The organism is Pseudomonas sp. P1_C12 (assembly GCF_056406435.1).
In genome coordinates, this window is record NZ_JBFUAE010000011.1 from 93,763 (window position 1) to 114,385 (window position 20,623).

11 protein-coding genes and 1 pseudogene are annotated in these 20,623 nt (G+C 60.8%); 1 reads left to right on the plus strand and 11 read right to left on the minus strand.

What is annotated here, in order from left to right:
• Positions 1-27 precede the first annotated feature (27 nt).
• From AC1D19_RS19295 to glgA, 11 genes and pseudogenes are all read right to left on the minus strand, one after another.
• Positions 28-2,907, minus strand: coding sequence for an RHS repeat domain-containing protein (locus tag AC1D19_RS19295; protein ID WP_477764164.1), 2,880 nt, complete (start codon positions 2,905-2,907; stop codon positions 28-30).
• 81 nt (positions 2,908-2,988) lie between these two features.
• Positions 2,989-3,528: pseudogene (locus AC1D19_RS19300) on the minus strand (autotransporter outer membrane beta-barrel domain-containing protein); the annotation flags it as partial.
• A 41-nt stretch (positions 3,529-3,569) separates the two neighbouring features.
• Positions 3,570-6,152 (minus strand): autotransporter family protein, encoded by a 2,583-nt coding sequence (locus AC1D19_RS19305; protein ID WP_477764165.1) that lies wholly within the window; start codon positions 6,150-6,152, stop codon positions 3,570-3,572.
• A gap of 274 nt (positions 6,153-6,426) precedes the next feature.
• Complete coding sequence (locus AC1D19_RS19310; RefSeq protein WP_477764166.1) at positions 6,427-7,227, minus strand: endonuclease/exonuclease/phosphatase family protein; 801 nt, start codon at positions 7,225-7,227, stop codon at positions 6,427-6,429.
• 78 nt (positions 7,228-7,305) lie between these two features.
• Positions 7,306-8,064, minus strand: a complete 759-nt coding sequence (locus AC1D19_RS19315; RefSeq protein ID WP_477764167.1) for a PIG-L deacetylase family protein — start codon at positions 8,062-8,064, stop codon at positions 7,306-7,308.
• A 215-nt stretch (positions 8,065-8,279) separates the two neighbouring features.
• On the minus strand, positions 8,280-10,442 hold the full coding sequence (gene glgX / locus AC1D19_RS19320; protein WP_477764168.1) for a glycogen debranching protein GlgX: 2,163 nt from the start codon (positions 10,440-10,442) through the stop codon (positions 8,280-8,282).
• Between the two features lie 193 nt (positions 10,443-10,635).
• A complete protein-coding gene (locus tag AC1D19_RS19325) occupies positions 10,636-10,971 on the minus strand; it encodes a DUF2934 domain-containing protein (RefSeq protein ID WP_477764169.1) in 336 nt (111 codons plus the stop codon).
• A 21-nt stretch (positions 10,972-10,992) separates the two neighbouring features.
• On the minus strand, positions 10,993-13,788 hold the full coding sequence (locus tag AC1D19_RS19330) for a malto-oligosyltrehalose synthase (RefSeq protein ID WP_477764170.1): 2,796 nt from the start codon (positions 13,786-13,788) through the stop codon (positions 10,993-10,995).
• Positions 13,785-15,863: a 4-alpha-glucanotransferase gene (gene malQ / locus AC1D19_RS19335; protein ID WP_477764171.1), complete on the minus strand. Its 2,079-nt coding sequence runs from the start codon at positions 15,861-15,863 to the stop codon at positions 13,785-13,787. Before malQ ends, AC1D19_RS19330 begins: the two co-directional genes overlap by 4 nt.
• Positions 15,856-17,655, minus strand: coding sequence for a malto-oligosyltrehalose trehalohydrolase (gene treZ, locus AC1D19_RS19340; protein WP_477764172.1), 1,800 nt, complete (start codon positions 17,653-17,655; stop codon positions 15,856-15,858). The genes malQ and treZ overlap by 8 nt, the downstream gene beginning before the upstream one ends.
• A 12-nt stretch (positions 17,656-17,667) precedes the next feature.
• Complete coding sequence (gene glgA, locus AC1D19_RS19345) at positions 17,668-19,251, minus strand: glycogen synthase GlgA (protein ID WP_477764173.1); 1,584 nt, start codon at positions 19,249-19,251, stop codon at positions 17,668-17,670.
• A gap of 556 nt (positions 19,252-19,807) precedes the next feature.
• Here glgA and AC1D19_RS19350 point away from each other — a divergent pair.
• Entirely contained in the window at positions 19,808-20,620 is an 813-nt protein-coding gene (locus tag AC1D19_RS19350) for a crotonase/enoyl-CoA hydratase family protein (RefSeq protein ID WP_477764174.1), read from the plus strand.
• Positions 20,621-20,623 lie beyond the last annotated feature (3 nt).

Sequence of the window (20,623 nt, forward strand, 5' to 3'; positions counted from 1 at the left end):
CCACACTCCAGCGCTACATTGAAAGTTTTAATATGGCATTGCGGTGCGAGTGCCAGTGTGTCCTCGTATTTCTTTAAGGTTAACAACGTATTGGTTCTGGTTGCTCTCGCGTTTTCCGATACCGGTCACTACAAAATCTGCATGCGGTGTAAATACTAAATCTTTTTCAATTCGCACCGAGTATGGTGAATTTACATTTGCGGCGCTAAATCCATTTATCGCTATTAGGAGTGGCTTGGTCCCGTGCATGAATCCTTCAGCAACGCTCTTTTCCTTCGCTACCGAAAGAAAGCTCGTTGAATGAAGGACGGTTCCCTCCTCCTTTGCAGAGAAAAGTTCGTCTAGGCCTCTATCTGATATGTCTTGGCCACGATAATAGGTGGTTAGTGATGCTTCACTTTGATTGTAGAGTTGGTAGCTGATTTGTTCTGTGTTGTGCAGGTTAAAGACTTTGGCGGTAACTTTGATGGAGCTTTCTATATCTTTACCTGTCTTTCCAGAAAACTGTTCGTCTCCATGCCGCTTTGTTATTTCACGTAGCACTTCATTGCCGTTAATGGAAATCTGGGTTCCCGTTCGCATGGCGCTATTGATTGCCGCTGAGCCTTCATTTGTGGAATAGATGGCATTGAATTCGCGCATGTATTTATATTCTTGCGATGGTTTGCGAATTTCTTTTTCAGGTTTTGCGATTGCTAAACTACTTGTCTGTGTCGTTACTTCTTCAAGCGGTGAGTTCATTTCCTTTCGAACCCTTCGTATCGCTCTTTCAATCACCTCTGCGGGATGATTTTGCTCCTGAGCTATCTCTGCCATGAAACTCAGGGCCATCTCAGGATTTTTATAGTAATTTTTTTGAAAGCTTTTGGAGGCCATGATTGTTCGTGCCAGATCCCCGTGTGGTGACAAGCCATTTGGATCATGAAGAGCAATGGGGTTATTCCTGACCATTCGATAGAAGTTGAGGCCGTCAATTCCCCACGCTGGATCCGGATTAATCCACCGCTGCAACCACGGCGCGTAATACCTGAACCCATAGTAATAAAGCCCCGTCGCATCCCGCTCCTTGCCCGAATAGCGCACGGTCTTGTATTTGGCTTCTGTGGCCGAGCGGGCCGCGAAACACGCTGTGCCGCCATACGGGTAATACCATTCCTGGCTGATCAGGTCAGTGTTTTGGTCCAGTTCCAGTGCGCTGGATTGCAGGTGGTCATTGAGGCTGTAGCGCACCTGGTCGTTGGTGATGTTCTCCGACGGATTGGCAACCCAGTGCAGCACCTGAACGCTGTTACTTCCAGCGCTGGCGCAGATCACATGAAGGATTTCCCCAGTGCCGCCTTGGCTGCGGATCTCAACGCCGGGCAGGTAACGCACTTCACTGACCAGCGTGCGAGCGTTGGTCTGGCTTGCACGCACCTTGCGCACCCGTTGGCCACCGCCGTCGTAGAGGTAGCGTTCATAGTCATCATTGCCGTCTTCGCGGACGACCGGGCGCGCGCTGGACAGCTGATTGCGCAGGTCCCAGGCGAGCGATTGACCCGCTTGTAGTTCACGCAGATTGCCATTGGCATCGAAACCGGTGGCCAGTTCTTCTTCGGTCGGCGGACGGCCGTTGCGTTCGGGCAAGCAGCGATTGCTGTATCGGGCGCGGGTCAAGGTGCGGCCATGGGCCTGAGCGCCGACGTGCGTCAGGTCCAGCAGGTTACCGCCGGCGTCGTAGTGATACGTCTGGCTGTAATTGGCAACCTGGTTGGGGTCGAGAGGCAAGGGCTGCAGGTCGGGCAGGGCGGGACCGCCATGCCCAGTCTTTGCCTCCCATCCGGTGGCTTCGATCAATTGATCGAGGGTGTCGTAGCGATAGGTCTTGATCGGTTCGATGCGCTGGTTGTTGAAGTAGCGGATCGGCTGGGCGGTATCTTCGAGGCTCAGAACGTTGCCGACTGCGTCATAGCGGTACTTCAGATCCTGCAGCGGCGTGCCGTTGGCTTTGTGGGCGCTCAGGCCGATGAGGCGGCCATCCGCAGGATCGTAGCGGTGGCGGGTGACGACGCCATTGCCGGCGGTTTCTGACTCGATCTGGCCGGAGGCGTTGTAGCGAAGATCGCTGACCAGCGTCCGTTCTGTTTGGCCTTCACCGGCCAAGATCAGTCGCGTGTCGCTCAATTCACCGGCGACGGTGTAGGTAAAACGCTGCTGATTACCCAGTGCATCGATTTGCTGGAACAGTTCACCGCTGGCGGCATAGTGCAGGGCGGTGATGGCGCCCTCAGCAGGCTCAAGTAACGCATCGCGGGCGGGCACGGTGTCGGGCCAGTTCACGGGATTGGTTTCGAGCAAAAAATGCCGCGTCTGTTGTAGCAGTGCGCCAGCGATGCCGAGATCATTAAGGTGCAACGTCCCCGCCGGGTCGTCGTGGCGAATCAACTGACCGCACAGATTACGCGAGGCCGCGCCGGCATCGACTCCCGCATAAGTAAAACGCTCAAGGACATGCTCGGCGACATCTTCACCACGTTCATGCACGGCCACCGGCCGCAGCAGTTCATCGAACTCAGTCAGGGAATGGCTGCCGCGCCCGTCCCAAGCTTCGACACGTTGCCCGGCTGCACTGTGCAATGCCACTCGCCACCCCGCGTCCACGCTGTCACTCGACAACGGTACGCCGGACAAACTGAACACCTGGCTAAGGTTGGCCGGCACCGAGGCATCGTTCTGCGCCAAGGCAAACAGATACGGATCACGGCTGGCCAGCGGCCGCCCGGCGGCATCGAACCGTTGATGCGTCACCCGCGCTTCAAGCGGATCGGCCGCCAGCCGCCGATGGTATTGAATGGCCCTGACCCCCAGGCCACGGGGATCTGAAACCGCAAGGTTCGGTGTGCCGTGATGCGCATAGTCCAATGACATTCGTGATGCTCTCGATCAGAGTGACCTGCCATTACAATGCATTACCCGCAGGGCCGCGGATACTGTAAGAAATACCAGTTTTTACCAGCGCATCCGCACACCCAGGCTGCCGATCAATCCGTTCAAATCACTGTCATCCACGTCGCTGCTGTAGTCGGCGCTGACATACAGGCCCACGGTCGGCGTCACTTTGGCGACCTGGCCCAGACCCAGTTCGACGGTCGAGGAACTACGGCTACTGCTGATCTTGTCGACCTGATCGAGGGTCACGGTGTTGCCGGTATACGGGGTGTCCAGGGTGATGCGCTGATTGATCAATTGCGCCTTGGGGTTCAATCACCCGGTTCTCGCCAAGGCCGATGGGGAAACCACCTTCCACCGACAACGTCCTCGCACTGCCCTCGGTGGCTCTTCGGGTCCCTTGCTCGTTGCGGCCGAAGCCGCTGACTCCAGACCGACCCTTTGCATATGGCCGCTGGCGCTTTGCAGGGTAAATATCGCCGGGCCTTTGAGTTCGTGGGTGCCGGGGACGGCCAACCCCAGGGAAAGGTAATCGGTTTGTACCTGGCGAGAGGGCTGGCCGTAGAGTTGGTCCCAGGCCGTGGGCGCGGCGTCTTCGGTGGATCGTCAAAAAAAAATCAGGCCGGAGCGCTTTTCAACCCTCACCACGTCACCCGAACCCCCACGTTACCGAACGTTCCCCGTTGTTGGTTGCTGTCGATATTGCTGGTGTAGTCGAGTCCGGCGTACACGCTGACCGAGGCTGCAACGCTCAGCACCATGCCGATACCGAGGTCGGCGGACGAGGTTCGTTGCTCGGTTTCGACCTGATCGACATGGTCAAAGGTGACCGTGTCGGTACCGGTGAAGGTGTGCCAGATATTGGCCCGCAGGTACGGTTCCAACGGCCGGCCGCTGACCTCGTAGCGACCCTTCAGGCGTGCGCCGACGCGAGCGGTCCAGGCGCTGTCGGAGTCGAACGAGACATGGGAGATGCCGTCGTCCTGGCTGTCGAGTTTGACCTTCTGATAAATCGCCTGGGTCTGGGGTTCGATCACCCAGCTACCGGCCACCGCAATCGGATACCCGACTTCTGCCGATAACGTCGTGACGTGACCGTCATTGTCGATCTTCAGTCCACTTTCGGAACGGTTGTCACCGTTGAGCCAGGTATACATGGCCACGGTATCGAGATAGGCGCCGGCAGGATCGGTCAGGGTCCAGTAAACGCCAAGACTGTCACCTTGCAACTCCACCTTGCCGGAGCGTTTGCCTTCAAAGCCCTCGTTGAAACCGTCGACATCGCCTTGCAATCGACTGTGGCCGATAAAGAAACCGCTGCGCTGGGTTTGACCACTGGCCAACTGCGAAGCGAACAGGTCATTGCCGACCTGAAAGCCATTGAGCGAACCATCCAGTCTTGGCTTGACGGTGCCGGTCCAGGTCTGCTCGAGGTTCTTGCCATAGACCCGGCCCCAACCGGCGCTCAAGGCACCGGTTTCGGTCAGCAGGCGCTGATCGCCCTGACGGTCATGAAAAGTGCCCAAGGCGGTCAGGCTCAACTGTGCTGCTGCCGGCGGCACCACCGACCAGGTGGGCACTGCCTCGCGGTACAGGGGGATCGGGGCGGCACCGGGTACGGCGGCCGGTAACACCGGGGCTTCGACGGTTGCAACCCCATCAACACCGGAAGCCACAACCACCGGCGCGGCCACCGGCACCGCCACGATGGGCACCAGCGTCGGCGGCAAGGCGGGATCAGGATTGGCAACCGCAAGCACTGGCGGCGCCACAACCGAGGAACGCAGGTACCAACTGTTTTCGCTGCCCGGTGTGATACCGCCTTTGAACAGGCGGTAATCGAAGGCGCCGACCGACACTGGCGCTTTCAGGGCGAACGCAGTGTTGTCGCTGACTGCCGTGCCTTTGGCCTGTACCAACTGGATGCCGTTTTGCTGGGTCAGGGCGCCTACGCCGCCAACGTTGGTGACGCTGATCAGGGTGCTGCCGGTCAGCGTCCCGTTGTTGACCACCAGCTTGTCGCTGGGAGAACTGTCATCGCCCACGGCGCTTTGCAGCAGCAACTGGCCGCCGTTACCCACGTAATTGCCTTCAACCGTCAGGCTGTCATTGGTGCGCGAGTTGCCACCGGTGAGGTCGATGACCCCGCTGTTGTTCAAGGTAACGAGCCGACCTGCAGTCAATGGCGCGATGCTGCCCTGCACCGACGCCAGCGTGCTGCTGCCATCGACGTTGAACACGCCCGTGCCGCTGGTGCTGTCCCCCAATTGAAAAGTGCCATCGAGATCAAAGCGCGAGCTGTTGCCGAGGTTGACCGTTTCCCAGTTGACGTAGCGGGTGGCGCCTGACGAGGTGGTGTGATCGAAGGTCAGCAGGTCATTGCCAACCCCGCCATTGAGGCTCGGGGTGAGGGTGCTTTCGGTGAGATTGCGCAAGGTCGCGCTATCGTTGCCCGCCTCAAGGAGAATTTGCGAGTGGATGATCCCGCCGCCGTCCCACACCAGGCTGTCATCGCCGTTGCCGGCGCGGATCTCGCCGACGACTTCCCCGCCGGTAACCGTGATGCTGTCGTTGCCATTGCTGACACTGATGTTGCCGCCGATACGGCCACCGGAAACGATGATGGTATCGGTGCCCAAACCGGTCACCAGGTTGCCGAGGATCTGCCCACCGGACATATCGAAAATATTGTTATCGAGTTTCATGTCGACCCGGCCAATGGTGCCGCCGGTCATTTTGGCGATGTCGCCATCCTCGAAAGCGCCGACGATGGTGCCGCCGGTCATCAGGAAGGTATCGTGACCGTCCCCTTGGGCCAGGGACTGAATGGTCCCGCCAGACATGACGAAGTTATCGATGCCACTGCCCTGGCTGACCTCCCCGGTGACTTGCCCGGCACTGATTGTGAAGCTGTCCGCTGCGTCGCCCTGATCCACCGCGCCGGCCACGATGCCCGAGGCCATGGTCACGGTGTCGGTACCCGCGCCGAAGGTCACGTTGCCGTTGATCCTGCCGGTGCCATTGGTGGGGAAGGTCAGGGAGTTATTGCCCGACAAATCGGTCAGCGGCCCGCTGGTGGCGCTGTCGCACACGAAGTTGTCGTTACCGGCGGTGGGGGAGATTGTGCAGGCTGCTTGGGTGGGCTGGGGCCAGTTCACACATAACCAGATTGAGAACAGGCAGGCGCCATAACGGTACTTGGACAGATCTGTCGAAAACTCCATGCTTGCCTCCGCGATGGGATCAACTTCCGTTCCTTGGGTTGTCAGGAACGACCAGGAATCAGACGTGCTCGGCAGCGCGAGTTGCAAGACAACATCGGGAAAAACAGTGACCCGCAAATACCATCGGCAACCAAGGCGCTACGTGTGTGTCGCAAGCCCCTGCGGATATCCGTCAGGGCGTCACCAACGTAGCAGGCATGGATCCAACGTGGCTACTGTCAGAAATAACAGGTGGGGGACGATTTTTCGTCAATTGGCACTGAATGGCCGTGATTCAAAGATGCACTTCCACCGCCAATGGCAAATGGTCTGAAAGGTGCGTCCACGGCTTGTGCCCGAGTATTTGCGGCTCGTGGCTGCTGGCATTGCGCAGGTAGACGCGGTCCAGGCGCAACAAGGGGAACCGCGCGGGGTAGGTTTTGGCCGGGCGGCCATGGTGGCGTTCGAAGGCTTCGTGCAGATAATTGCGACGAGCCAGGGCGGCATTGCCCTGCATCTGCCAGTCATTGAAGTCGCCGGCAATGATCACCGGCGCCTGCTCGGGCAGGGACTCAAGGAGTTGGCAGAGCAACTGCAACTGCAGCTGACGATGACTTTCCAGCAGGCTGAGGTGCACGCAAATGGCATGCACTTCGTTATGCCCCGGCACGTCCAGTACGCAGTGCAGCAAGCCGCGACGTTCCGGGCCGGTAATGGAAACATCGAGGTTTCGGTACTCGCGGATCGGGTATTTCGACAGCAGGGCATTGCCATGATGACCGTCGGGATAGACGGCATTGCGTCCATAGGCGAAGTCGCCCCACATGCTGTCGGCGAGAAATTCATATTGCGAGGTTTGTGGCCAATCGTTGTAGCGGGAGGAATACCGGTCGTGTTCGCCGACGACTTCTTGCAGAAACACCAGGTCTGCCGACGTACTGCGCACCGCTTCACGCAACTCTGGGAGGATGAAGCGCCGGTTGAGTGCGGTAAACCCCTTATGGGTGTTGACCGTCAGCACGCGAAGCCGATGAATCGCCGGGGGTGTGTTCAATGGCGTTGATTGGGCTACCTGCCGTTTTGAATGACTGGCCACATCCACTCCTCTGATTCAGGGCTGCTTATGTATGCGACTGATGCGTCGGCAGGCAGTTCAGTCTGATGGGGTGCGCTGTCAAACCAACACGATTTCATAAGGCAAACGGATACGCTCGAGCAGCGCCCGCGGCAGCAATGGCGCGAGGCCGATGGCCGGTTCGCCGTCGAGTTGGCTGGCGTAGGCGTGAATGGCGTGGCTCTTGCGGGCGACGGTCCAGGTATCGAGGCGCACCTTGCGTGCACGATGCCAGGGAATCAACTCCCGGTCCCGTGCCGGCCAGTGCCAGGCCCAGAGCGGTACGTCGTTGTAGGATGCCCCTGCGTTGACCGCGGCCCTGGCGCTGGCCCGGCCGACGGTGTCGTGGTCGAGGTTGCCGTCCTCGCACCAGGTGCTGAACACCACATCACCTGGACGCAGGTAGCGCGTGATGAATCGGGCGATCTGTTCTTCGTGTTCCACCAGGGCGTTGTCGGTAAACCCGCCACGAATCCACTTCAGGCTGTGCATCGGCAAACCGAGTCGGCGGATGGCTTCCACGCTTTCCTGGGGACGAAATACGCTGAGGCGTTTTTCCGACCACTGCCGAGAGCCTGGATGGCTGGCGCTGCCGTCGGTGATCGAGATCAATTGCAGCGGGTGGCCCAGGTTGCTGAGCAATTGCAGCAGGCCGCCGCAGGTCACGACTTCATCGCCGGGGTGCGGGGCAATGAGCACCGCGCGTGAGCCGGTGGGCACCAGGGATTGGGTGCTGATGACCGGGATGCTGTCCAGTTGCGGGGCACTGTTCCAGATTTGTGATGGCAGGCTGGCTTCGCTGACGGAAACGGATTTCATGGGGATTACGTCCTTGTTGTGTTTCGCCCTCAGTCGTGTGCGAGCCAGGGCCGGCAGACCCGTGAGGGCTCGTTGAAAGCAATGTGCGACAAGCCTAACCCTGGATTGCCGCGAATCGAGTATTGCTCATGTAACGCTATTCGTCGCGTCGCGAGCTTATCCAGAATGATTTTTCCGCTCTGCGGTGTTGCGGCCATGAATGCCTGGAGTCTCTTTTACTCTTCTTCCTCATGCTGCAACTCGAACAGCAGCAACGAGCGGCCGGTGACCGAGTACTTGTGGCCAAACTCGAAGCGCTCCTGGCCGTGGATCGACGGCTGGTTGGTGTCGATCATGCACGTCCAGAAACCACCGTCAGGCACTTCCGGCAGCCGGAAATTGACGATGTCGTGATGCGCGTTGACCACCAGCATCAACGTTGCGTCGGCGCCTTTGCGGCGAATGCCGGTTTCCTGGGCGCGGCCATCGAGCAGCATGCCCAGGCAGCGATTGTGCGCATCGTGCCAATGCCTGGTGGTCATTTGCGTGCCGTCCGGCGCCAGCCAGGTCACGTCCTTGACGCCGATGTCCTCGTTGTAATTACCCACCAGGAAACGCCCGCGCCGCAGGATCGGGTAGGTCAGGCGCAACTTGATCAGGCGTTTGACGAACTTGAGCAGGGCCTTGCCGTCTTCGCTGAGGTCCCAGTTGACCCAGCCGATCTCGCTGTCCTGGCAGTACGCATTGTTGTTGCCGTCCTGGGTGCGGGCGAATTCGTCGCCGGCCACCAGCATCGGCGTGCCCTGGGCCAGCAGCAGGGTGGCGAAGAAATTGCGCATCTGCCGATGGCGCAATGCGTTGATGTCGGGATCGTCGGTGGGGCCTTCGACGCCGTGGTTCCACGACAGGTTGTTGTTGCTGCCATCCTGATTGTCTTCGTCGTTGGCTTCGTTGTGCTTGTCGTTGTACGACACCAGGTCGTTGAGGGTGAAACCGTCATGGGCGGTGACGAAGTTCACCGATGAGTAGGGCCGCCGGCCACGTTGATTGAACATTTCCCCCGAAGCGGTCAGGCGGCTGGCGAAATCCGCCAGTTGCCCATCGTCGCCTTTCCAGAAGGCGCGCACGGTGTCGCGGAATTTGTCGTTCCACTCGACCCAGCCCGGCGGAAAATTGCCGACCTGATAACCACCGGGGCCGCAGTCCCAGGCTTCGGCAATCAGTTTGACCTGGCGCAGCACCGGGTCCTGGCGGCAGGCCACGAGGAAACTGTGGCGTTCGTCGAAACCGTCGTGGTAACGCCCGAGGATGGTTGCCAGGTCGAAGCGGAAACCGTCCACGTGCATTTCCGAGGCCCAGTAGCGCAGGGAGTCGGTGACCATTTGCAGCACGCAGGGATGGCTCAGGTCCAGGGTGTTGCCGGTGCCGGAATCGTTGATATAGAAGCGTTTGTCATCGGGCTTGAGGCGGTAGTAGGACACGTTGTCGATGCCGCGCATGGACAGGGTCGGGCCTTGTTCATTGCCCTCGGCGGTGTGGTTGTAGACCACGTCGAGGATCACCTCCAGATTGGCTTCGTGCAGGTGCGCGACCATTTCCTTGAATTCGGCAATCTTGCCACTGGCCAGGTAACGCGGGTCGGGGGCGAAGAACGCAATGCTGTTGTAGCCCCAATAATTGGTCATGCCCTTGTGCAACAAATGCTGGTCGTTGACGAACGCGTGGATCGGCAGCAACTCCACGGTCGACACGCCGAGTTTGCGGATGTGCTCCACCACGTCATCGACCATCAACCCGGCAAAGGTGCCGCGCAGGTTTTCGGGGACGGCAGGGTGACGCATGCTGAAGCCGCGCACATGGGTTTCATAGATGATTGTCTTGTCCCACGGCACGCTGACGCGGTGGTCGTGGCCCCAGGTGTGCGCCGGGTCGATGACCTTGCATTTGGGCACGAAGGGCGCGCTGTCCCGTTTATCGAAGCTGAGGTCGGCGTCGGGGTGGCCGATGGTGTAGCCGAACAGCGCTTCGGACCATTTCAGCTTGCCGACCAGTTGTTTGGCGTAGGGGTCGATCAGCAGTTTGTTGGGGTTGAAGCGATGGCCGTTGGCCGGGTCGTACGGGCCGTAGACGCGATAGCCGTAGATCAGCCCCGGATGGGCGTCGGGCAAGTAGCCGTGGTAGATCTCGTCGGTGTATTCGGGCAGTTCGATGCGTTCGAGTTCCACCTCGCCGGCGTCGTCGAACAGGCACAGTTCAACTTTGGTGGCGTGGGCGGAAAACAGCGCGAAGTTGACGCCCAGTCCATCCCAGGTGGCACCCAGCGGAAAGGGCAGGCCTTCGCGGATTCGCGTGGCTTCGGCACGCGGGGCTGGCGTGGCGGCTTTCTTTGGGCTGGTCATAAGTGCTCCTGCAAACTCAAAACCTATGGCGACTGGCACGCCGCCATCGCGAGCAGGCTCGCTCCTACATTTATCGGGAACGGGCCGCAAATTTTTGAACGACACAGATCCCATGTAGGAGCGAGCCTGCTCGCGATGAGGCCATAAGGCTCAATATTCATGGTAACTCTTCACAAGCCCTGTCAGGACAGTCTCAAACCGCCGGCGGTTTTCGCGCAGCCCGGGGCTTTTTCTCGACTGCCTTTTCTCCGGGCGGGATGACTTTCGAAGCTGCCGCAGGTTTGGCCTTGGCTTTCGGCGCGGCGGTCTTGCCATTGAGGGTCTTGTCCGGGCTGAGTTTTGCGTCTGCGGTTTTCTTCGGCGCTGCCTTGCTGGCGGGGGCCTTCGTGGACTTTTTCGGGGCCAGGGCTTCGGCTTCTGCCAGTTTGAGCGCCATCTCCCAATGGCGGGCTTCCTGACCTTCAGGTTTTCCTTCGGATTCCCAGATCTGATAGGCGAACTCGCGGATGCGTTTGTCGTTGGTACTCATCGTAATGCTCCTGAACTGAACTCAAGTGTGGGCAGTTTGAATAATGAGATTGACCGGGAAATCCCCCAGCGCGGCGCTGACCAGCAGCTCCCTGTGTTGTGTGACTGTGATGCGGGAAAAAAGTCCCTCTATATGTTCGTCAGGGACGGTGAACGGCAGTTTGACCCGGGTATCGCCCCACAGCGGCGCGTGGACCTGTGGTTCGGCACCGTTTTCCAGCAGCTCGGCACAACGTATCGGCACAATCACGATGGCGCGTTTCCCCTCCCGTTCACGGACAAATCCCAGTACTCGATGGGCCTCGCTGCCCACCACTTCCAGGGCCTGGTAAGTGCCACGCCGAAACAGCTCGGCATGCTCGGCACGCAGGCCCAAGGTGCGGGCAATCAGGGCTTGCTTGATGCGCCCGTCATGCCAGTTCAGCAACAAGTCCGGCAGGTCCACCGCTTGCTGCAGTGCCTGCAGGCGGCTGGCGTAATCCACCGGGCGACGGTTGTCCGGATCGACCAGGCTGAAGTCCCAGAAATCGTTGCCCTGATACAAATCCGGTACGCCGGGCACGGTCATGCGCAGCAAGGTTTGCGCCAAACCGTTGAGTGCACCGGGGACGGCAATCGAACGGGCAGCCTTGGCCAGGGCCGTACGCAACAACTCGCCTTCGGGGCTGAGCAACAGGCGCTGGATGAAGTCCTCGCTCGCCTGCTCACAAGGGTCATTGGGTGCGTTCCAGCTGCTTTGCAATTTGGCTTCGCGCAGGGCCTTGCGTTGCCACTGGCAGAGGCGTTTTGCGTAGTCCTCTAGCGCCGGCGGATGATCGACAGCCAACTCCAGCGGCCAGCTGCCAAGAATCGCTTGATACAGAATCAACTCATCGCCCGCCGACGGCACTTGATCGTCACTGCGCAGTGGCCGGGCGAGAGTGCGCCACAGACCGATCTGGTCGGCGTACCAGTCGCTGCGCTCGCTCAATACCGCCAGCCGCGCCCGTGAATCTTCCCCGCGCTTGTGGTCGTGGGTGGCGCTGGCCAGCAGATTGTCCGGGAAGGTGTCGAGGCGCTCGATGCAGGCTTGATGAAAGTCGGCAACCGGCGCACTGAACTGCTCGGTGTTGAACCCCACGTCGTTGCGCGAGAGCAGGACCGCCGACCGATAGAACGCGGTGTCTTCCACCGCTTTCGCCGCGGCCGGCGAGGTCAGTTGCTGGAAACGTACGCAGGCGTGCTTGAGGCGTTTGCGCTGGCGACCGGCCGGGCGCTGCCGCCAGGGTTCACCGCCGAGCCAGCCGGCCAGGCAGTCGAGCACCGGCCAGTCCGCCTCACCCAGGGTTTGCCGGGCACCGTCCATGGCCCGTTGGAAAAACACCTCGTCCTGGGCCGACCGGCCGAGGGCGCTGATGTAGGTGCGGTACACCGGAAAATGCACGATCAGCGCCTGCAAGGCCCGGCGAATGGCGCCGAGGGTCAGATCGCGGGTCATCAGATTGTCCCGGGCCACTTGCAGCAAGGCCTGGGCGACGCTTTCGAAATCCCCGGCGAGGGAGCCATTGAGGATTTGCTGACGGGCCAGTTGTGCTTCCCGGGAGAAGTCGGCGGGCCGCTCGCTGTGGTAATGCCAGAGTTCGGCCAGTGTCTGCGCACCCCGGGGATCGTGTTGCAGCAGTGACAACTGGTTCATGAATTCGTAACCGGTGGTGCCGTCCACCGACCAGTCGCGATGCAGGGTTTCGCCTTCGCCGAGGATCTTTTCGACATAGATGGGCAGGTGGCGCCCCGCGGACAGGCTGTCGACCCGACGGCGCAGTTTTCGGCAGTAGCCCCGCGGGTCGGCGAGGCCGTCGATATGGTCGATGCGCAACCCGTCGATCAGCCCTTCAGCCACCAGTTGGAAGATCTTCGCGTGGGTGGCTTCGAACACGGCGGGACGCTCGACGCGCAGCCCACCGAGTTCATTGATATCAAAGAAGCGCCGCCAGTTGATGTCGTCGGCGGCGGTGCGCCAACTGGCCAGGCGATAGCTCTGGCGCTCCAGCAGGTTGTGCAGGCGCTGGAAGCCTTCGCGGGTCACTGAGTCGTAGTTTTTCAGGTGTTGGTCAATGGCTTGGGCAATGGCCGGATCGCTGACCAGGTCGCGTAGTTCTGCTTTCAGCGGTCGCGCCAGGCTGTGGGCATCGGTCTGGTAGCTCAGGGTGCTGAAGCGATCGGCCAGGGATTTGAGTTGTTCGGCCTGTTGCGTATCGAGCGGCGCATCGACCTTGAGCAGCTCGCCGTAATCCCAGGGGCAAATGGGAAAGCGGTGTTCGTAGTACTCGACATGAAAGCTTCCGTGCCAGGCATCGAAGCGCAGGGGCAGGGTGCCGTCCTGCAACGCGACGCCATAGTCGCTGCCGAGAAACGGCAGGAGCAACTGGCCCTCCATCAACGGGTCGGGCGAGTGCCACTGGATGTCGAAAAACTCGCCGTAGGGGCTCAGGCGCCCCCACTCCAGCAAATCCAGCCACCAGGGATTATCACTGCCGCCGACCGCCATGTGGTTGGAGACGATATCGAGGATCAACCCCATGTTGTGCCCGTGCAGGGCACCGACCAGACTGCGCAGCGCCACCTCACCGCCCAGCTCCGGATTGACCCTTGTCGGGTCCACCACGTCATAGCCGTGCATCGACCCGACGCGCGCGCGCAACAGCGGGGAGGCGTAGACATGGCTGATGCCGAGACGGGCGAAATACGGCACCAGTGGCACCGCATCTTCCAGCGTGAAGCCTTTATGAAATTGCAGGCGCAACGTGGCGCGCAGTGGTCGGCTCGGCACTTGAGTCATCGATCACGCTCGGCCGCCTGAAGTCGCGCACAGGCGAGCAGTTCCAGACGCCGCGCGGCATCCGCTCCATCGAGCAGGGCCTCGCTGTATCCGGGCAAGCGCCGCGACCAGTTCGGGTGAGTATCGATGGTGCCCGGCAGATTGGCCTGTTGTTCCACGCCAAGGGCATCTTCCAGTGGCAGCAACACCAATGGCGACCGGGTATGGCCGAGGAAGCGCACGCTGGCGTCGAGCACCTGGTCGGTTTCGTGGGACTCTTCGCGAAAGTTCTGCGGGTCCTGACTCAACGCCCGGCGCAGGCCCTCACGCTCGCGCTCGCGGTGCTGGCGCCATTCGATTTCAGTGCTGGCATCGACCATGCCGAGCCGGGCGTTCCAGTCGATATCGCGGCCATGCCACCAGCCGTTGAGGGTGGGCAGGTCATGGGTGCTGGTGGTCGCCAGGGCGTTGTCCGGCCAGTCGAGGATCGGCTTGAAGTGCGTGTTGTCCTGTTCGAACAGCAACACCCGCATGCCGAGTATCGAACGGGCGATGAGTTTTTCCCGCAGGCCGTCCTGCACGGTGCCGAGGTCTTCGCCAAGGACGATGGCTTGATGGCGATGGGATTCAAGCGTCAGCAGGCGCAGCAGGTCGTCCACCGGGTAATACAGGTAGGCGCCGTCGGCTGGCGGCGAGCCATTGGGGATCACCCACAAACGTTGCAAGCCCATGACGTGATCGATGCGCAAGCCTCCGGAGTGGGCGAAGTTGGCCCGCAACATTTCGATGAAGGCCCGGAAACCATTGCGCACCAGGCCTTCAGGGGAGAACGCGGAAATCCCCCAGCCCTGGCCAGTGCGGTTGAGAATGTCCGGTGGTGCACCGACGGTGAGGGCGGCGAGCAGTTCGTCCTGACGGCTCCAGGCCTGGCTGCCGCCGCCATCGGCACCGACGGCCAGATCGGCAATCAGGCCGATGCTCATGCCGCTGGCGCGGGCGGCGGTTTGCGCGCGCTCCAGGCAGCGCGTGATCAGCCACTGGCAGAAGGCGAAGAAGCCGATGCGCCCGGCATTTTCTTCGGCGAATGCCGCCAGTTCGGCGCTGCGCGGGTTGCGCCAGGGTTCGGGCCACTGCCGCCAGTCGAGGTGTTCACCGCGGGCGGCGCGAGCCTCCTGGATGGCTTCGAAGCGGCAGTGATTTTCCAGCGCTTCGCCAGCGGCGTGACGAAAACTGCTGAAGTCTTCGTGCAACGGGTGTTCACCCTGGACGAAGCCTTCATACAGGGCCTGCAACAACCGATGCTTGGCTTCGGCGGCGGCCGGCCAGTCAATCAGCGGATGTTCTTCCAGCGCCTTGAGTTCAATGGCCAAGCCGGTTGCATCGATGGCGGTACGCAGGGCGCGTTCGCCGAGAATGGTGCCGGGGGCGCAGTAAAGGCTGTTGAGAAACAAACGGCTGGACGGCGAATATGGGCTATAGCGTTGGGTGTCACTGGAAAACATCGCATGCAACGGGCTGATCGCCAGCGCCTCGGCGCCACGCTCACCGGCCACCCGGGCGAGGTCCTCCAGCGCCTGGGTGTCACCAAACCCGCCATCACCGGGGCGGCGCAAGCCATACAACTGCACGCTCAGGCCCCAGGCACGAGGAATGGGGTTATCCACGGCATCGGCCACGCTGTAACAACGGGATGGGGCCACCGCCAGAGTGAAGGTTTGTCCGTCGATGCCGACCTGTTGATAGCCGACCGGTACCAGCCCCGGCAGCACCGCGTTGGCGTCCAGTTTCAGGTTGAGCCGCGAACCGTCTTCGAGGTGGATTTCGCAAGGGGTCTGGGGCTCGAAATAACGCGCCAGGTCCAGGCCCACCCCGACATCGGCGGTGATCAATGGCGGCAAGTGATGGGTCTGTTGCGCCGCTTGCAACTCCAGCAGGCTGGTGTCGATTTCCTGGGCACTGCCGGCTGGGTGGCCAAGGCCGCTCAGCACGTTGCGCAACACTGAAGGCGCGACTTTTTGCGGGCGACCGTTGGCGTCGATCCAGTCGACCGCGAGGCCGGCACGGCTGGCCAGGATTTCCAGTTGCGCATCACTCATGGACGCTCTCCATACGGGGTAGCAAAGGGGCTGCGGCGGCGAGGCTGACGAGCGCGCAATACGGGGCAAGGGTGCCCTGGTCCAGAAGGCCGGCGCTCTCTGGCGGGTATTCGAACAACCGCGCGGCACCGGTCTGTGAGGTGTGGCCTACGGGCCTGTCGCTGAGGTTCAGGTCAATGCGCAGTTGGCTGCCATCGCCCAATCGCCAGGCTGCACTGACCGCGCCTTGGCCCAGCACGTCGGTGCCCAGTGCCTGGGTGCCCGGCAAGTGCGGGACGATGAGCCGGTGACGGATCTGCAACAGTCGGCAGTACAAGTCGTGCATCTCGCTGTGGCCGATCGAGGGCAGGACAGGGCGGGACGCCGCAAATGTCTGCGGATCGTTCGGGTCCGGAATGTGTTCGCGTTGACGCGGGTCCGCAAACGCGCTGAACGCCGCGAACTCGTTGCGCCGGCCATCGCGTACCCGTTTTGCCAATTCACCGTGATGGCTGGTGAAAAACAGAAAGGGTTGTTCGACGGCAAACTCGTCACCCATGAACAGCAGCGGAATCATCGGCGACAGGAGCAGCAACACCGTGGCGGCCTGCAGCGCTTGCGGGTGGGCGAGTTGATGCAGGCGCTCGCCGAAGGCCCGGTTGCCGATCTGGTCATGATTCTGCAAAAACAGGATGAATGCGCCGGGGGGCAAATGCCCGCTGGGTTCACCGCGTGCCACACCATGGCGGTTGAGATGGCCCTGGAACACGAAACCCTGGCTCAGGCAGCGCGCCAGTTGTTCGGTGGGGTTTTGCGCGTAGTCGGCGTAATAGGCGTCGGTTTCGCCGGTCAGCAATACGTGCAGGGCGTTGTGGCCGTCATCATTCCATTGCGCGTCGTAACCCTGTTCGAGCAGGCTGGCCTGGTTGTGTTCGTTCTCGACCATCAGCCACACATGCCGCGCCGGTCCCGTCTGCTGGCGCACCCGTTGCGCCAGTTCCTGAAGAAAGTCCGGGTCTTCGATGGCGTGCACCGCGTCCAGGCGCAATCCGTCGAAACGGTATTCCAGCAGCCACATCAAGGCGTTTTCGATGAAGAAGTCCCGTACTTCGCGACGGCGCAAGTCGATGGCCGCGCCCCATGGCGTGTGTTGGTCTTCGCGAAAGAAAGCACTGGCATAACGATGCAGGTAATTGCCGTCCGGGCCGAAGTGGTTGTAGACCACGTCGAGAATCACCGCCAGACCGTGGCCGTGGGCGGTGTCGATCAAGTGCTTGAGCTGCTCGGGTGAGCCGTAGGAAGCCTGGGGCGCATAGGGCAGGACGCCGTCATAACCCCAATTACGCTCACCGGGAAACTGCGCGATGGGCATCAGTTCGATCGCGGTGACACCCAGTTCGACCAGGCGCGCCAGATGCTGCTCGACGGCGCTGAAGCCGCCGAGCGCACCGACATGCAGTTCGTAGATCACCGCTTCGTTCCACGGCCGTCCCAGCCAAGTACTGTGTTGCCACGCATAGGCCAGCGGATCGACCACCACGCTGTGCCGGTCGATATCGCCGGCCTGAGCGCGGGAGGCCGGGTCGGGCACTTCCAGTTCGCCGTCGATGCTGTAGCGGTAACGCGTGCCCGCCGCGCATCGGATGTTGCTCACGAACCAGCCGTCGGCCTGGGGCAGCAACGGCAAGGACTGTCCATTTTCCAGTTCGACACTGACGTAAAACGCATCTGGCGCCCACAACGCAAATCGCGTGTGCTCTGCGTCCAGCATGATTGCGCCGTGGGGCCAGGTCTCGAGGGTCCGTAACGGCATCTTGAAAGCCTCTTACTGTTTGTTCGATTTCCCCAATGCTTTCGCCACAAGCTGTTCATAGAGTTCGGCGTAGGGTTCGACCGCCTTGCACCAGTTGAACGGCGCGGCCATGGCCCGGCAGCGCATGGCGTGCAGCAGGTCGGGAAAGGCGAATACCTTGAACGCACGGCTCAGGGCTTCCTGGTAGCTCTGCACCGTGGATTCATCGAACAGGAAACCGGTCACGCCGTTTTCGATGGTGTCGGCCAGGCCACCGGTGTTGCGTGCCACCGGCAACGAGCCGAAGCGCTGGGCGTACATCTGGCTCAGGCCGCACGGCTCGTAACGCGACGGCATCAGCAGGAAGTCGCTGCCAGCGAACATGCGCCGGGCGTCGGTTTCGTTGAAGCCGATGCGCACGCCTATCTGCCCGGGGAAACGCAGGGCCAGTTCGCGCATCGACTGTTCTTCTTCCGGCTCGCCACGGCCGATGATCGCGATCTGGCCACCGGATTTGACGATGTATTCAGAGACCGCCTCGGTGAGGTCCAGGCCTTTCTGATAAACCAGCCGCGAGACCACCGCAAACAGCGGGCCTTCGGAATCTTCCAGGCCGAACAGCTCGCGCACATGAGCGGCGTTCACGGCCTTGCCATCCCAGTCGCCGATGTTGAACGGGCAGAACAGGTGCGGATCGGTCGCCGCATCCCAGCTTTCATCGATGCCGTTGGGAATCCCGCTGAGCAGGCCTTGCTGGGTCTTGGCGGCGAGAAAACCGTCGAGACCGCAGCCGAAATCCGGGGTGGTGATTTCCTGGGCGTAGGTCGCGCTAACCGTAGTGATGTGGCTCGAATAGGCCATGCCGGCCTTGAGGAACGACATCTTGCCGTAGAACTCCATGCCTTCCTGCTGCAGCGCGTGATGGGGGATGCCCAATTCGGGGCACGACCCCAGGCTGGTTACGCCCTGGTACGCCAGGTTGTGGATGGTGAACAGGGTGGGTGTGCGCTGTCCACGCCAGTGCATATAAGCAGGGGCCAGGCCGGCCGGCCAGTCGTGGGCGTGCACCAGGTCCGGGCACCAGTGGATTTGCGCGAGGTTGGCGGCAATATCGGCCGCCGCCAGGCCCAGGCGGGCGAAACGGATATGGTTGTCCGGCCAGTCGCGGCCGTTGTTGGCGCCGTAGGGCGAACCTTCGCGCTCGTAGAGTTCGGGGCAGATCAGTACGTAAATGACCAGACCGTCGGGCATGTCCATGCGCCCGATCTTGCACGGTGGCAACGCAGCATGACCGCCGAGCTCACCGATGATATGAATGGGGTTCTCGCTGTGCAGCACCTGCGGGTAACCCGGGATCAACACCCGCACATCGTGCAGATGGGCCATGGCCCGTGGCAGCGCCGCGGAAACGTCGCCCAGGCCACCGGTTTTCACCAGGTCGGCGATTTCCGAGGTGACGAACAAGACTTTTTTACGGTTCGGATTCCGGTGGGCTGCCGGGGTCAGCGTCCGGGTGCCAGGAACGCTGACGGGTTGGGTGTTCGCGGCAGTTACGGCGCTCGATTCGCCGACCTGATGAGCACGCTCTCCCTGTATTTCCAAAGCCGTACTGATCATATGAATCTCCCGTGTTGTTGATCTAGTTCTTAGGTCTGGCAAACGGTGTTCCATGGCCAATGTCCGTGGCCGGCGCAAATGCGCTACGCATCAGTGAGCAAGCGCTGCCCAATGCGCTGAAGCAGAATGGGTGAATGAGCCACTGCAAAGATTGCACCAGTCGCAACGCACCTTCTTGTCAGAGGACCGATCGGGATTGGAAAAAGTTTCGACTGTTTTTCCATTTTGTGACCGATCGGTTTCGTCTCGAGAAAATGAGTCTAGGCCAGAACTTAGAGCGGTAAAGGGCAGATGGCAAAATTGTTCGACAATCGGTTTGTAGCGGGACGGACGTGCCTGATCGAGGTGCAATCGCCCCGACGAAGTGCATGTTTTTTGCGTTTTTGCCGCAAAAAGTCACTGGGCAGTCACATAAATGTGCGACACGATTCAGTATGCACGCACCATTGTGGTGCGCGTCGTGAGTCCCGCATTTGGCCGAACCGCTGCCTTACTGCCCACCTTGATGCCTTGTTATAGTTCGGGCCTCATTTTTGCCCGCAAAAGGATCACTGGCATGTCTCAGTACAGCGCGTTCAACGTCGAACTGGTCGATAAAATCGCCCATGTGCAGATCGACCGCCCGGAGAAGATCAACGCGATGAACGCTGCGTTCTGGAGCGAGATCGTCGAGATCTTCCAGTGGATCGACGACACCGATGAAGTGCGCGTGGTGGTTCTCAGCGGCGCAGGCAAGCATTTCTCCTCGGGTATCGACCTGATGATGCTGGCTGGCGTGGCCAATGAACTGGGCAAGGACGTCGGACGCAATGCGCGACTGCTGCGGCGCAAGATCCTCACCCTGCAAGCGTCGTTCAATGCCGTCGATAACTGCCGCAAACCGGTGCTTGCAGCGATTCAGGGCTACTGCCTGGGTGGCGCCATCGACCTGATTGCCGCGTGCGACATGCGTTATGCCGCCGAAGACGCACAGTTTTCGATCAAGGAAATCGACATCGGCATGGCCGCCGACGTCGGCACGTTGCAACGCTTGCCGCGGATCATCGGTGACGGCATGCTGCGCGAACTGGCTTACACTGGTCGCACGTTTGGCGCCGACGAGGCGCGGGGCATGGGCCTGGTCAATCGCGTCTACAGCGACAACGCCAGTCTGCTCGACGGCGTCATGGGCATTGCCCGCGAAATCGCCAGCAAGTCGCCGATCGCCGTCACCGGCACCAAAGAGATGATCAGCTACATGCGCGACCATCGCATCGATGACGGCCTCGAATACATCGCTACCTGGAACGCCGCCATGCTGCAATCCACCGATCTGCGTGTGGCCATGGCCGCCCATATGAGCAAACAGAAACCCGAATTTCTGGATTGATTA